Source organism: Ancylobacter sp. TS-1 (assembly GCF_009223885.1).
Lineage (GTDB): Bacteria > Pseudomonadota > Alphaproteobacteria > Rhizobiales > Xanthobacteraceae > Ancylobacter.
The window spans coordinates 3,756,856-3,770,381 of record NZ_CP045144.1 but is presented as its reverse complement, the minus strand read 5'-3'; the positions used below and the strand labels follow the sequence as shown (position 1 = coordinate 3,770,381).

At 69.9% G+C, this 13,526-nt stretch carries 11 protein-coding genes and 1 pseudogene; 11 read left to right on the top strand and 1 reads right to left on the bottom strand.

The features are described 5' to 3' along the window. Positions 1-45: 45 nt before the first annotated feature. The 7 genes and pseudogenes from GBB76_RS17745 to GBB76_RS17715 all read left to right on the top strand — a co-directional run. A complete protein-coding gene (locus GBB76_RS17745; protein ID WP_152304531.1) occupies positions 46-1,296 on the top strand; it encodes a sarcosine oxidase subunit beta family protein in 1,251 nt (416 codons plus the stop codon). 145 nt (positions 1,297-1,441) lie between these two features. Next, positions 1,442-1,735 (top strand): sarcosine oxidase subunit delta, encoded by a 294-nt coding sequence (locus GBB76_RS17740; RefSeq protein ID WP_152304530.1) that lies wholly within the window; start codon positions 1,442-1,444, stop codon positions 1,733-1,735. After that, positions 1,732-4,710: a sarcosine oxidase subunit alpha family protein gene (locus tag GBB76_RS17735; RefSeq protein WP_152304529.1), complete on the top strand. Its 2,979-nt coding sequence runs from the start codon at positions 1,732-1,734 to the stop codon at positions 4,708-4,710. The genes GBB76_RS17740 and GBB76_RS17735 overlap by 4 nt, the downstream gene beginning before the upstream one ends. A 143-nt stretch (positions 4,711-4,853) precedes the next feature. Beyond that, the gene (locus GBB76_RS17730) at positions 4,854-5,450 is read left to right on the top strand and encodes a sarcosine oxidase subunit gamma (protein ID WP_152304528.1); all 597 of its coding nucleotides are present in this window, start codon (positions 4,854-4,856) and stop codon (positions 5,448-5,450) included. Positions 5,451-5,543: 93 nt separating this feature from the next. Then, entirely contained in the window at positions 5,544-6,413 is an 870-nt protein-coding gene (gene purU / locus GBB76_RS17725; RefSeq protein ID WP_152304527.1) for a formyltetrahydrofolate deformylase, read from the top strand. A gap of 11 nt (positions 6,414-6,424) precedes the next feature. Beyond that, positions 6,425-7,297 carry a bifunctional methylenetetrahydrofolate dehydrogenase/methenyltetrahydrofolate cyclohydrolase FolD gene (gene folD, locus GBB76_RS17720; RefSeq protein ID WP_152304526.1) on the top strand — a complete coding sequence of 291 codons (873 nt, stop codon included), beginning with the start codon at positions 6,425-6,427 and terminating at the stop codon, positions 7,295-7,297. 240 nt (positions 7,298-7,537) lie between these two features. Continuing rightward, positions 7,538-7,825, top strand: a pseudogene (locus GBB76_RS17715) (GIY-YIG nuclease family protein); the annotation flags it as partial. A 196-nt stretch (positions 7,826-8,021) separates the two neighbouring features. Here GBB76_RS17715 and sthA read toward each other — a convergent pair. Continuing rightward, entirely contained in the window at positions 8,022-9,416 is a 1,395-nt protein-coding gene (gene sthA, locus GBB76_RS17710) for a Si-specific NAD(P)(+) transhydrogenase (protein WP_152304524.1), read from the bottom strand. A 164-nt stretch (positions 9,417-9,580) separates the two neighbouring features. On the opposite strand from sthA, the gene GBB76_RS17705 reads away from it, so the two are divergent. The 4 genes from GBB76_RS17705 to GBB76_RS17690 all read left to right on the top strand — a co-directional run bounded on the left by GBB76_RS17705 (position 9,581) and on the right by GBB76_RS17690 (position 13,385). Continuing rightward, positions 9,581-10,300 carry an XRE family transcriptional regulator gene (locus GBB76_RS17705; protein ID WP_152304523.1) on the top strand — a complete coding sequence of 240 codons (720 nt, stop codon included), beginning with the start codon at positions 9,581-9,583 and terminating at the stop codon, positions 10,298-10,300. Between the two features lie 133 nt (positions 10,301-10,433). Further along, the gene (locus GBB76_RS17700) at positions 10,434-11,315 is read left to right on the top strand and encodes a glutamine amidotransferase family protein (protein ID WP_152304522.1); all 882 of its coding nucleotides are present in this window, start codon (positions 10,434-10,436) and stop codon (positions 11,313-11,315) included. Continuing rightward, positions 11,312-12,040: a protein glxC gene (locus GBB76_RS17695; RefSeq protein WP_152304521.1), complete on the top strand. Its 729-nt coding sequence runs from the start codon at positions 11,312-11,314 to the stop codon at positions 12,038-12,040. The genes GBB76_RS17700 and GBB76_RS17695 overlap by 4 nt, the downstream gene beginning before the upstream one ends. A 7-nt stretch (positions 12,041-12,047) precedes the next feature. Beyond that, on the top strand, positions 12,048-13,385 hold the full coding sequence (locus tag GBB76_RS17690; RefSeq protein ID WP_152304520.1) for an FMN-binding glutamate synthase family protein: 1,338 nt from the start codon (positions 12,048-12,050) through the stop codon (positions 13,383-13,385). The last annotated feature ends 141 nt before the right edge of the window (positions 13,386-13,526 follow it).

Here is a 13,526-nt window from a genome sequence, read left to right as displayed (position 1 = left end):
GACGGTGATCTATAGCTTTCGGCCGTATCCGATCGCGAGCCCTTCATGCGCTATTCCTTCCTGAGCCTCCTCGCCAACGGGCTGACCGGCCAGAAGGGCTGGACACCGGCCTGGCGCGACGCCGCGCCCAGGCCCGCCTATGACGTGATCGTCGTCGGCGGCGGCGGGCACGGGCTGGCCACCGCCTATTACCTCGCCAAGGTCCACGGCATCGCCAATGTCGCGGTGATCGAGAAGGGCTACATCGGCTCCGGCAATGCCGGGCGGAACACCACCATCATCCGCTCCAACTACCTGCTGCCCGGCAACGAGCCGTTCTACGAATGGTCGATGAAGCTGTGGGAGGGGCTGGAGCAGGAACTGAACTACAACGCGATGGTCAGCCAGCGCGGCATCCTGAACCTGTTCCATTCCGACGCCCAGCGCGACGCCTATGCGCGGCGCGGCAACGCCATGCGGCTCGCCGGCGTCGATTCCGAACTTCTGGACCAGCGCCGGGTGCGGGCCATGTACCCGTTCCTCGACTTCGACAATGCGCGCTTCCCCATCCAGGGCGGGCTGCTCCAGCGCCGCGCCGGCACCGCCCGCCATGATGCGGTGGTGTGGGGCTATGCGCGGGGCGCCGACGCCCTCGGCGTCAACATCGTGCAGAACTGCGAGGTGACGGGGTTCATCCGCGAGGGCGACGCCATCGTCGGCGTCGAGACCACGCGGGGCGCGATCCGCGCGGGCAAGGTGGCCCTCGCCGTGGCCGGCAATTCCTCGCGCGTCGCCTCCCTCGCCGGGCTGCGCCTGCCGATCGAGAGCCACGTCTTGCAGGCCTTCGTCTCCGAGGGGCTGAAGCCGATGGTCGACGGGGTGATCACCTTCGGCGCCGGCCACTTCTACATCTCGCAGTCCGACAAGGGCGGGCTGGTCTTCGGCGGCGACATCGACGGCTACAATTCCTACGCCCAGCGCGGCAACCTGCCCGTGGTGGAGGATGTCGCCGAGGGCGGCATGGCGCTGATGCCGCGCATCGGCCGGCTGCGGCTGCTGCGCATGTGGGGCGGCATCATGGACATGTCGATGGACGGCTCGCCGATCATCGACCGCACGCCGGTGCCGGGGCTCTACCTCAATGCCGGCTGGTGCTATGGCGGCTTCAAGGCGACGCCGGCCTCGGGCTGGTGCTTCGCGCATCTTCTGGCCACGGGCGCGCCGCACGAGACCGCCGGCGCCTACCGGCTCGACCGCTTCCGCACCGGCCATCTCATCGACGAAAAGGGAGTCGGCGCCCAGCCGAACCTGCATTGATGGCCCTTTGCGCTCTCCCCCTCACCCGGCGCGCTACGCACGCCGACCTCTCCCCCTCGGGGAGAGGTAGAATGCGCCCGGCCCCCTCTCCCCGAGGGGGAGAGGGTCGGGGTGAGGGGCCTCGTCACGGCGGAGACCTCTTCTGATGCGTATCCCCTGCCCCTATTGCGGCGAGCGCGACGCCCATGAGTTCGCCTATCTCGGCGACGCCACGCTGACGCGCCCCGACCCGGCGGCGCCGGACGCAGAGCAGGCGTTCCACGATTACGTCTATCTCCGCGACAACCCGGCCGGGACGCATCGGGAGTGGTGGTATCACGCCAATGGCTGCCGCCAGTGGCTGCGCGTGACGCGCGACACCCGCACCCATGCCATCGCCTCCGCCGAGCCGGCGCGCCGAGACAGCGCGCAGGTGGGCATGCCGGGAGCCGCGCCATGAGCCGCCGCAACCGCAACCGGCTGGAAGCCGGCGGGCTGGTCGACCGCGCGCGGCCGCTCGACTTCGGCTTCGACGGCCATCGCTATCACGGCTATGCCGGCGACACGCTGGCCTCGGCGCTGCTGGCGAACGGGGTGCGCCTCGTCGGGCGCTCCTTCAAATATCACCGCCCGCGCGGCATCTTCTCGGCCGGGACCGAGGAGCCGAACGCGCTGGTCGAGCTGCGCCGCGACGCCCGGCGCGAGCCCAACAGCCGCGCCACCGTGACCGAGCTGTATGACGGGCTGGAAGCCACCAGCCAGAACCGCTGGCCCTCGCTCGGGCTCGACCTGCTGAGCCTCAACCGTTTCCTGTCGCCCTTCCTCGGCGCCGGCTTCTACTACAAGACCTTCATGTGGCCGGCTGCCTTCTGGGAGAAGCTGTACGAGCCGGTCATCCGCCGCGCCGCCGGCCTCGGGCGCGCCGCCGCCGAGGCCGACCCCGACCATTACGAGAAGGCCACCGCCTTCTGCGACGTGCTGGTGATCGGCGCCGGCCCGGCCGGGCTGATGGCGGCGCTGGCGGCCGGGCGCACCGGCGCGCGGGTGATCCTCGCCGACGAGGACTTTCTGCCCGGCGGACGGCTCAACGGGGCGCCCGCCGAGGTGCACGGCCAGCCGGCCGCCGCCTTCGCCGCCCATGTCGCGGCCGAACTGACGAGCCTGCCCAATGTGCGGGTCATGACCCGCACCACCGTGTTCGGCGTCTATGACGGCGGCACCTATGGCGCGCTGGAGCGCGTCGCCGACCATCTCACCGTTCCCGCGCCGTTCCAGCCGCGCCAACGCCTGTGGCGGATCGTGGCGCGGCGCGCCGTGCTGGCGGCCGGCGCCACCGAGCGGCCCATCGTGTTCGGCGGCAATGACCGGCCCGGCGTGATGCTGGCCGGCGCGGTCGGCACCTATGTGCACCGCCATGCCGTGCTGCCGGGCCGGCATATCGCCCTGTTCGCCAACAACGACGCGGCGTGGCACGGCCTGCTGGCGGCGGGTGCGGCCGGTGCCAATGTCGAGACCATCGTCGACACGCGCGCCGACGTAGCGCCGACGCTGGTGGACGCGGCCCGCGCGCGGGGCGTCCGGGTCTTCACCGACGCCCGGGTGATCGCCACGCAGGGGCGCACGCTGCGCACCATCGACGTGCTCGGCCCCGGCGGGCGCGAGCGCATCGCCGCCGACACGCTGGCGGTTTCCGGCGGCTGGTCGCCGGCCCTGCACCTCACCTGCCATCATGGCGGCAAGCCGGCGTGGAACGAGGCCATCGCCGCCTTCGTGCCGGGCACCGCGCCGCCGGGAATGAGCGTGGCGGGCGCCGCCAACGGCGCGTTCGGGCTCGGCGCCGCCCTGCGCGAAGGCGCCGCGAAGGGGGCCGAGGCGGCCGGGGCGCTCGGCTTCCCGGTGCCGCCGCTCGACGTGCCGGAGGTCGAGGACGCGCCCTTCGCGCTGACCCCGTTCTGGCATGTGAGAGAATCGCGCGGCGCCGCCTTCGTGGATCTCCAGAACGACGTCACCGCCAAGGATGTCGGCATCGCCCATGCCGAGGGCTTCCGCTCGGTCGAGCATCTCAAGCGCTACACGACGCTCGGCATGGCCACCGACCAGGGCCGCACCTCCAACGTCACCGGCCTCGCCATCATGGCGAGCCTCACCGGCGCCTCGATCCCGGAGACGGGGACGACGATCTTCCGCCCGCCCTACACGCCGGTGGCGCTAGGGGCGCTGGCCGGCCACCATCGGGCCAGGGATTTCCGCCCTCTGCGGCTCACCCCCACCCATGAATGGGCGCGGGCGCAGGGCGCGGTGTTCGTCGAGACCGGAGCGTGGCTGCGCGCGCAGTATTTCCCCCGCAAGGGCGAGCGCGACTGGCTGGAGACGGTCTCGCGCGAGGTGAAGGCGGTGCGCGCCTCGGTCGGGATGATCGACGTCTCCACCTTCGGCAAGATCGACCTTCAGGGGCCGGACGTCGGCACTCTGCTCGACCGCGTGTACATCAACGGCTTCGCGGCGCTCCCCGTCGGCAAGGCGCGCTACGGCGTGATGTTGCGCGAGGACGGCCATGTGATGGACGACGGCACCACCGCCCGCCTTGGCCCTGAGCATTACGTGATGACGACCACCACGGCGAACGCGGCACGAGTCTACCAGCATCTCGAATTCTGCCTTCAGGTGCTGTGGCCGGAGCTTGACGTGTGCCTCGCCTCGATTTCCGAGCAATGGTCGCAGATCGCCATTGCCGGGCCGCGCTCGCGGGAAGTGCTCGCGCGAATCGTCGACGACGGCGTCGACGTGTCGAATGAGACCCTGCCCTTCATGGGCGCCGTCGAGGCGCGGGTGATGGGCGGCGTGGGCGCGCGGCTGTTCCGCCTCTCCTTCTCCGGCGAACTCGGCTACGAGATCGCGGTGCCGGCCCGCCATGGCGCGGCGCTGGCGCAGGCGCTGATGAAGGCGGGCGAGGAATTCGCCATCACCCCCTACGGCACCGAGGCGCTCGGCGTGATGCGCATCGAGAAGGGCCATGTGTCGGGCAACGAACTGTCCGGCCAGACCACGGCGCGCGACCTCGGCCTCGGCCGCATGGCCTCGACCCGGAAGGACTATATCGGCCGCGTCATGGCCGGCCGTCCCGGCCTCACCGACCCGGCGCGGCCGGGCCTCGTCGGGTTCCGGCCGGTCGACCGCACCAGCCGCCTGCGGGCGGGCGCGCATTTCCTCGGCGTCGGCGCGCGGCCGGAGACGGCCAATGACGAGGGCTACATGACCTCGGTCGCCTATTCCCCGCATCTGGCACACTGGATCGGCCTCGGCCTGCTCACGCGCGGGCCCGAGCGCATCGGCGAGAGGGTGCGCGCCTATGACCCGGTGCGCGGCGAGGATATCGAGGTAGAAATCTGCGCGCCCGGCTTCATCGACCCGGAAGGGGAGCGCCTTCGTGGCTGACATCGGACACACGTCATCCCGGACGCGGCAGCGCCGCGAGCCGGGATCGTCCCGCATATCCGGCACGCGATCCCGGCTCGGCGCGCCTGTGGCGCTTGGCCGGGATGACGGCATGGGAATGTTCTCGACCGGAGGGAAGCGCGATGAGTGACCCCCTCAACGGCCTCGCCTTCGACCGCGTACCGCCGGCTGGCGCCTATGGCATCGCCGGCGAGCCGGGCATCCTCGTTTCCACCACGGAGGAGCCCTTCATCGCGCTGGCGGTCGCCCGCAACGGCTTCGGCGCCAGCGTCGCCGAGCGGCTGGGCCGCGCCTTCGGCGGGCCGGGCGCCGACCGCCCGCATGCCGGCTTCGGCTCCGGCAGCACGGTGGTCGGCACCGGGCCGGGGCGCTTCTTCGTGCTCTCGCGCTCGGAGGCCGACATCGCCGGCACGCTGCGCGCGGTGCTCGGCAGCGAGGCCGCCGTCACCGAGCAGGGCGACGCCTTCGTCCTCTTCGAACTGTCCGGGGCGCGCGTACCCGATCTTCTCGCCAAGGGCGCGCCGGTCGACCTCGACCCGCGCGTGTTCCAAGTCGGCGACGCCGCGACCACGCTCATCGCCCATATCGGCGCCACGCTGTGGCGCAGCGGCGCGGCGAGCTGGCGCGTACTGGTGGCGCGCAGCTATGAGGCGAGCTTCACGCGGTTTCTCATCGGCGCCGGGGCCGAGTACGGCCTGCGTCTGGAGGGGCGAGGTTGATGGCGGCGCGCCGCGCGCTTCCCTCCTCCCGCCATCTCCCCTAAAACCCGCCCGCGCGCATCATCGCCGTCGCGGCGTTCCGATGAGACCGACATGACCGACAGCACCGAAGCCTGCGTCCTGACCCTCTCCTGCCCCGACCGGCCCGGCATCGTCGCCGCGGTGGCCAGCTTCCTGTTCGAGCGCGGCGGCAACATCCTCGAGGCGCAGCAGTTCGACGACACCGGCAGCGGCCGGTTCTTCATGCGGGTGATGTTCGACCGCGCGCCCGGCTCCGGCCCGCTGGAGGTGCTGAAGGCCGACTTCGCCGAGGTGGCGGCCCGCTTCGCGCTCGACTGGCGCATGCGCCCGCGCGGCCGCAAGGCGAAGGTCATGCTGCTGGTCTCCAAGTTCGACCATTGCCTCGCCGACCTGCTCTATCGCTGGCGCATCGGCGAGATCCCGATGGAGATCGCCGCCATCGCCGCCAACTACCCGCGCGCGACCTATGCCCATCTCGATTTCGCGGACATCCCCTTCCACTATCTGCCGGTGACCAAGGCGACCAAGATGGAGCAGGAGACCCAGCTCTGGGAACTGTTCCAGTCGTCCGGGGCCGAGGTCGCGGTGCTCGCCCGCTACATGCAGGTGCTTTCGGACGGGCTGTCGGCCAAGCTCTCGGGGCGGTGCATCAACATTCACCACTCCTTCCTGCCCGGCTTCAAGGGCGCCAAGCCCTATCACCAGGCGCATGAGCGCGGGGTGAAGCTGATCGGCGCCACCGCCCATTACGTCACCTCCGACCTCGACGAGGGGCCGATCATCGAGCAGGACGTCGAGCGCATCAGCCACCAGGACACCGCCGAGGATCTCGTGCGCAAGGGCCGCGACATCGAGCGCCGCGTGCTCGCCCGGGCGCTTGCCTGGCATCTCGACGACCGCGTGCTGCTGAACGGGCACCGCACCGTCGTCTTCCGCGACTGAGGAGACCTCTGATGGTCGAGACCCGCCTGATCGACGGCAAGGCGTTCGCCGAGGCGATGCGCGCCCGCCTCAAGGACGAGGTGGCCGCCTTCGTGAGCGAGACCGGCATGACGCCGGGGCTGGCGGTAGTGCTGGTGGGCGAGGATCCCGCCAGTTCGGTCTATGTCCGCAACAAGGGCAGGCAGACGGTCGAGGCCGGCATGGCCTCGCTGGAGCACAAGCTGCCAGCCGACACGCCGCAGGACGAGGTGCTGGCGCTGGTGCGCGCGCTGAACGCGGATTCGAGCGTGCACGGCATCCTCGTGCAGTTGCCCCTGCCCGCTCACATCGACGCGCAGGCGGTGCTCGCCACCATCGACCCGGCCAAGGATGTCGACGGCTTCCATGTGGTGAATGCCGGCCGGCTCGCGGTGGGGCTGGACGCGCTGGTGCCGTGCACGCCGCTCGGCTGCGTGATGCTGCTGAAGGACGCGCTCGGCTCGCTCGCCGGGCTGGAGGCGGTGGTGGTCGGGCGCTCCAACATCGTCGGCAAGCCGCTGGCGCAGCTTCTGCTGCGCGAGGACGCCACCGTCACCATCGCCCATTCGCGCACGCGCGACCTGCCCGGCGTGTGCCGGCGCGCCGATATCCTCATCGGCGCGGTCGGCCGGCCGGAGATGATCCGCGGCGACTGGATCAAGCCGGGCGCCACCGTCATCGACGTCGGCATCAACCGTGTGGCGGGCGCCGACGGCAAGGGCCGGCTGGTCGGCGACGTGGCGTTCGAGGAGGCGCAGGGCATCGCCGGCGCCATCACCCCGGTGCCCGGCGGCGTCGGCCCGATGACCATCGCCTGCCTGCTGGCGAACACGCTGACGGCGGCGCGGCGGCAGGTGGGGGCCTAACCTCGCGGGGCGAAGGACCTCGCGGCCTGCGCACGCGATTGCCGGCATCCTTCGAGGCTCGCTGCGCTCGCACCTCAGGATGACGTCGTGCTTGTGGAATGCAGCGGCACGTCTGAACGGCCAGTCATCGACGATGACGCGGCACGGGGCGCCGCATTCCCTTGCACTCGACCAGATGCGCCGTCATCCTGAGGCGCCCGGCACAGCCGGGCCTCGAAGGATGGGCATCGTAAAGCGGCCATGGCAGCCTTCGTCTACATGCTCCGCCGCGCCGACGGCTCCTACTATGTCGGCTCGACCAGCGCCTCGCTGGAGAAGCGGATCGCCGAGCACGAGAGCGGGGCCTTCCCCGGATATACGTTCCACCGCAGGCCCGTTCGCCTCATATGGAGCGAGAGCTTCGAGCAGATCACCGACGCCATCACAGCCGAACGGCAGATCAAGGGGTGGAGCCGGACCAAGAAAGAGGCCTTGGTGCGGGGCGACTGGGAGGGCGTGCGGCAGGCCGCCCGGCGTGCCGCACGGAAGGAGGGGGTAAGATGCCCAGACGAGCATCCTTCGAGGCTCGCTACACTCGCACCTCAGGATGACGTGGCTCTTCCACCTCAGGATGGCTCGACGTCAGAATGATCGCCTTCCCTTCCCTCCGGCCAGGTACGCCGTCATCCTGAGGCGCCCGGCGCCGCCGGGCCTCGAAGGATGCCCCGCGAATAACGCCGCCCCCTCACCCCCGCGACATGCGGTTCCAGGCGTCGAGGCCGGCGATCTTGTAGGCTTCGGCCAGCGTCGGGTAGTTGAACGTGTTCTCGATGAAATAGTCGATCGTGCCCTTCAGGTTCAGCACCGCTTGGCCGATATGAATCAACTCGGTGGCGCCCTCGCCGACGATGTGGACGCCGAGCAGGCGGCGGGTCTTCACCGAGAAGATCATCTTCATCATCCCGTTGTTCAGCCCCATGATGTGGCCGCGCGAGGTCTCGCGGAAGCGGGCGATGCCGCATTCATAGGGAATCTCGCGCTTGCGCACCTCCTCCTCGCTCATGCCGACGGTGGAGATTTCCGGCACCGCGTAGATGCCATAGGGGAAGAACTCCGGCGGGGGCGGCGGCTCCAGCCCGAAGGCGTGGCAGGCGGCAAGGCGCCCCTGCTCCATCGAGGTGGAGGCAAGGCTGGGGAAGCCGATCACGTCACCGGCGGCGTAGATGTGCGGCACCGCGGTCTGAAGCGTCTTGGGGTCGACGCCGAGCCGGCCGCGATGGTCGACCGCCAGCCCGGCGGCTTCCAGGTTCAGCCGGTCGGTGGCGCCGACGCGCCCGGCCGCGAAGAGCAGCATGTCGGCGGTGACGACGCGCCCGTCCGCCAGCTTGCAGCTCGGCCGCTCATCGGGCCCGAGCGTGATCGCCGTCACCTTGGAGCCGAAGCGCAGGCCCACATTGCGGTCGCGCAGCTCGTGGGTGAACTCCTCGATCAGCTCCCGGTCGATGAAGTCGAGGAAGCTGTTGCGCGGCTCGATCAGCGTCACCGCGACGTCGAGGGCGGAGAAGATCGAGGCGTATTCGACGCCGATGACGCCGGCGCCGATCACCGCGAGGCTGCGCGGCAGCTTCGGCAGGTCGACGATCTCATCGCTGTCGAACACGCTCATGCCGTTGAAGGGCACGTAGTCGGGGCGGAACGGGCGCGTGCCGACCGCGATCAGCACATGGGCACCGGAGACCTTCTCGACCTCGCCGGCCTCGCCGGTGATCTCGATTGTGTGCGCGTCGAGGAAGCGCGCCTCGCCGCGCGCGGTCTTCACCCCGTTGCGGGCGAACTGGTGCTCCAGCACGTCGACCTCGTGGTCGAGCGTCTTGTGCAGGCGCGCCATCAGGTCGGCGGCGCCGATGTCCTGCTTGACCCGGTAGGAGCGCCCGTAGAAACCGCGCTCGCGCCAGCCGGAGAGGTTCAGCACGGTCTCGCGCAGCGTCTTGGAGGGAATGGTGCCGGTGTGCACCGAGACGCCACCGACGCGGCGGCCCTTCTCGATCACCAGCACCGACTTGCCGATCTTGGCGGACTGGACGGCGGCGCGGCGGCCGGAAGGGCCGCTGCCGATGACAATCATGTCGTAATCGTACATTGAGACGCGCACCATCCGGCCAGCAGGAATGTGCGCTATTCGATGCACGATGAATGCCAAGCTTCGATGACGGCGGCATCGGCGCACCGCCTGCGGGCGGGCGGTCGTGCCGGCCGCGCCGCCGCCGGCATTCGGGCTTGGCATTTGCCGGCGAACGGGCTCCGATGGACGTCGAGGGAGAGACGAGCGTGAAGGACAGCCCGCACAGCCGCCGCACCGGGACGGATGCCGCGACGGATGCCATCGGGAATCAGGCGCCCGAGACAGCCGCCGAACTCGCGACCGGCTCGGGTGCCCCGCAGCCGCGCGAGCGCACGCTGGAACAGGCGCTCGGCCAGCAGGTGCGCGCGCTGCGCCGCGACCTCGATCTCACCGTCTCCGACCTCGCCAGCGCGGCGGGCATCGCGGTGGGCACGTTGTCGAAGATCGAGAACGGGCTGATCTCGCCCTCGCTGGCGACGCTGCAGGCGATCTCGACCGTGCTCAACGTGCCGATCTCCTCGCTGTTCACCAGCTTCGAGGAAAAGCGTGACTGCTCCTATGTGCAGGCCGGCGGGGGCGTGCGCATCGAGCGGCGCGGCACCAAGGTCGGCCACCAGTACGAGTTGCTGGGGCACGCGCTCGGCGGCGAGGTGGCGGTCGAGCCCTATCTGATCACGCTGAGCGAGGAAGCGGTGCCCTATAGCGGCTTCCGCCATGCCGGGGTGGAGTTCATCCACATGCTCACCGGCGAGGTGGTCTACCGCCATGGCGAGCGCACCTATCACCTCAAGCCGGGGGATTCGCTGCTGTTCGATTCCGCCGCCAGCCACGGGCCGGAGGAGTTGCTGGTGCGGCCGATGACCTATCTGTCGATCATCATCTATCCGCGCGAGGCGGGATGACGACTGAAGGAATGCGGCCGGGACGACGGCGCCGATAGTTTCTCCCGAAGAAAATATTATTCTCGTCTGATTGACGGCCGGCAGCCGCACTCCTAAAAGATGCGGGACGCCCCATTCTGCCAGGAGTTCCGCCATGTGCGGCATTGTCGGCCTGTTTCTGAAGCAGCCGAAGCTGGAGCCCGACCTCGGCGCCCTGCTCTCGGAAATGCTCGACATCATGTGCGATCGCGGGCCGGACTCGGCCGGCTTCGCCGTCTATGGCGCCGGCACGCCCGGCTTCGTGAAGCTCACCCTGCGCGGACCGGCCGGCGCCGATTTCGCCGCGCTTGGCGCCGCCATCGGCCATCGCGTCACCCCGCGCGACACCCATGCGGTGCTGAGCGTGCCGGCGGCCGAGGAAATCGCCGTGCGCGCGGCGCTCGCCCGCCTCGCCCCTGAGGTTCGCGTGGTCGGCGCGGGCAACCGCATGGAGCTTTACAAGGAGGTCGGCCTGCCCGCCGATGTCGCCCGGCGATTCAAGCTGGAGGCGATGAGCGGCACCCACGCCATCGGCCATACCCGCATGGCGACCGAGAGCGCGGTGACGACGGATGGCGCCCACCCCTTCTCCACCGGCCCCGACCAGTGCCTCGTGCACAACGGCTCGCTGTCCAACCATGCCGGCGTGCGCCGCCTGCTGGCCCGCGAGGGGCTGGAGGTGAAGACCGAGAACGACAGCGAGGTGGCCGCCGCCTACCTCACCTACCGCATGCGCGGCGGCGATACGTTGGGCGAGGCGCTGGAGCATTCGCTCGACGACCTCGACGGCTTCTACACCTTCGTCGTCGGCACCGAGACCGGCTTCGGCGTGCTGCGCGACCCCATCGCCTGCAAGCCCGCCGTCATGGCCGAGACCGACGACTATGTCGCTTTCGCCTCCGAATACCGCGCGCTTGCCGGCCTGCCTGATATCGAGACCGCGCGCGTCTTCGAGCCGGAGCCGGCCAAGGTTTACTTCTGGGATCGCGCCGCATGAACCTGTCGCTGAAACAAGCCGCCCCGGCGGAAGGGGAAACCCTGGTCGACCTCGCCCACACCCCGCTGCGCGAGTTGAACGGCGCGCTGCACAGGCTGGCGGCCGACACCAACCAGACGGCATGGAAGATCGCCAACCCGGCCGGCCGCCACGCCATCGCGGCGGGGCTCGACGTGCCGGTGACGGTCGAGATCGACGGGCCGGTCGGCTATTACTGCGCCGGCATGAACAAGCAGGCGCGAATCATCGTGAACGGCAATGCCGGCGTCGGCGTCGCCGAGAACATGATGAGCGGCTTCATTCATGTGAAGGGCGATGCCAGCCAGGCCGCCGGCGCCACCGCCCATGGCGGGCTGCTGGTGATCGACGGCAACGCCTCGGCCCGTTGCGGCATCTCGATGAAGGGCATCGACATCGTGGTGAAGGGTTCGGTCGGCCATATGAGCGCCTTCATGGCGCAGGCCGGCACCCTCACCGTGCTGGGCGACGCCGGCGAGGCGCTGGGCGACAGCCTGTACGAGGCGAAGCTGTTCGTGCGCGGCTCGGTCGCCAGCTTAGGGGCCGACTGCATCGAGAAGGAAATGCGCGAGGAGCACCGGGCGCTGCTGGCGGCCAAGCTCGACGCCGCCGGCATCCTCGGCGAAGTCGATATGGCGGAGTTCCGCCGCTACGGCTCGGCCCGCACGCTCTACCATTTCCACGTCGACAACGTGTCGAGCTACTGAGGGCGCGATGACCGACCACAGCCACACGCCGCGCACGACACCGCGCGCCTCCGCCACCTTCGACGACTACACGCTGTCGGAAATCCGCCGCGCGGCGGCGACCGGCATCTATGACATTCGCGGCGGCGGGGCGAAGCGCAAGGTCCCCCATTTCGACGACCTGCTGTTCCTCGGTGCCTCCATGTCGCGCTACCCGCTGGAGGGCTATCGCGAGAAGTGCTCGACCGAGGTCGTGCTCGGCACCCGCTTCGCCAGGAAGCCGATCGAGCTGAAGATTCCGATCACCATCGCCGGCATGAGCTTCGGCTCGCTCTCCGCCAACGCGAAGGAGGCGCTCGGGCGCGGCGCCTCGGCCATGGGCACCTCGACCACCACGGGCGATGGCGGCATGACCAATGAGGAGCGCGGGCACTCGACCCAGCTCGTCTACCAGTACCTGCCTTCGCGCTATGGCATGAACCCGGACGACCTGAAGCGCGCCGACGCCATCGAAGTTGTCGTCGGCCAGGGCGCCAAGCCCGGCGGTGGCGGCATGCTGCTCGGCCAGAAGATCACCGAGCGCGTGGCGGCGATGCGCACCCTGCCGGTCGGCATCGACCAGCGCTCCGCCTGCCGCCACCCGGACTGGACCGGGCCGGACGATCTCGAGATCAAGATCGAGGAACTGCGCGAGATCACCGACTGGGAGAAGCCGATCTATGTGAAGGTCGGCGCCGCTCGCCCCTATTACGACACGGCGCTGGCGGTGAAGTCCGGCGCCGACGTGGTGGTCGTCGACGGCATGCAGGGCGGCACCGCCGCCACGCAGGAAATCTTCATCGAGCATGTCGGCATCCCCACGCTCGCCGCCGTGCGGCAGGCGGTGAAGGCGCTGCAGGACCTCGGCATGCACCGCAAGGTGCAGTTGATCGTCTCCGGCGGCATCCGCAACGGGGCGGATGTGGCCAAGGCGCTGGCGCTCGGCGCCGACGCGGTGGCGATCGGCACGGCGGCTCTCGTCGCGCTGGGCGACAACGACCCCCATTATGCCGCCGAATATGAGGCGCTCGGCACCCGCGCCGGCGCCTATGACGACTGGCACGAGGGCCGCGACCCCGCCGGCATCACGACGCAGGACCCCGAGTTGATGAAGCGGCTCGACCCCATCGCCGCCGGGCGGCGCCTCGCCAATTATCTCGCCGTGCTGACGCTGGAGTGCCAGACCATCGCCCGCGCCTGCGGCAAGAGCCACGTGCACAATCTGGAGCCCGAGGATCTGGTGGCACTCACCATCGAGGCCGCCGCCATGGCAAATGTGCCGCTCGCCGGCACCGACTGGATTCCCGGGAGGAACGGGGGTTTCTAGTCATCGTCATCCCGGACGCGCCGCAGGCGCGAGCCGGGATCGCGCGCCGGACTGTTTCGCGATCCCGGATACGGCCCGACGGCCGTTCCGGGATGACGACACGGCAAGAAGGGGCCGGTATCGCGGCCCTGAATATGCATC

What these genes read in the sequence shown, in the direction of transcription:
- GBB76_RS17745 (WP_152304531.1), top strand. Translation starts at nt 46, where the DNA reads ATGCGCTATTCCTTCCTGAGCCTCCTCGCCAACGGGCTGACCGGCCAG.
- GBB76_RS17740 (WP_152304530.1), top strand. Translation starts at nt 1,442, where the DNA reads ATGCGTATCCCCTGCCCCTATTGCGGCGAGCGCGACGCCCATGAGTTC.
- GBB76_RS17735 (WP_152304529.1), top strand. Translation starts at nt 1,732, where the DNA reads ATGAGCCGCCGCAACCGCAACCGGCTGGAAGCCGGCGGGCTGGTCGAC.
- GBB76_RS17730 (WP_152304528.1), top strand. Translation starts at nt 4,854, where the DNA reads ATGAGTGACCCCCTCAACGGCCTCGCCTTCGACCGCGTACCGCCGGCT.
- purU (WP_152304527.1), top strand. Translation starts at nt 5,544, where the DNA reads ATGACCGACAGCACCGAAGCCTGCGTCCTGACCCTCTCCTGCCCCGAC.
- folD (WP_152304526.1), top strand. Translation starts at nt 6,425, where the DNA reads ATGGTCGAGACCCGCCTGATCGACGGCAAGGCGTTCGCCGAGGCGATG.
- sthA (WP_152304524.1), bottom strand. Translation starts at nt 9,416, where the DNA reads ATGTACGATTACGACATGATTGTCATCGGCAGCGGCCCTTCCGGCCGC.
- GBB76_RS17705 (WP_152304523.1), top strand. Translation starts at nt 9,581, where the DNA reads ATGGACGTCGAGGGAGAGACGAGCGTGAAGGACAGCCCGCACAGCCGC.
- GBB76_RS17700 (WP_152304522.1), top strand. Translation starts at nt 10,434, where the DNA reads ATGTGCGGCATTGTCGGCCTGTTTCTGAAGCAGCCGAAGCTGGAGCCC.
- GBB76_RS17695 (WP_152304521.1), top strand. Translation starts at nt 11,312, where the DNA reads ATGAACCTGTCGCTGAAACAAGCCGCCCCGGCGGAAGGGGAAACCCTG.
- GBB76_RS17690 (WP_152304520.1), top strand. Translation starts at nt 12,048, where the DNA reads ATGACCGACCACAGCCACACGCCGCGCACGACACCGCGCGCCTCCGCC.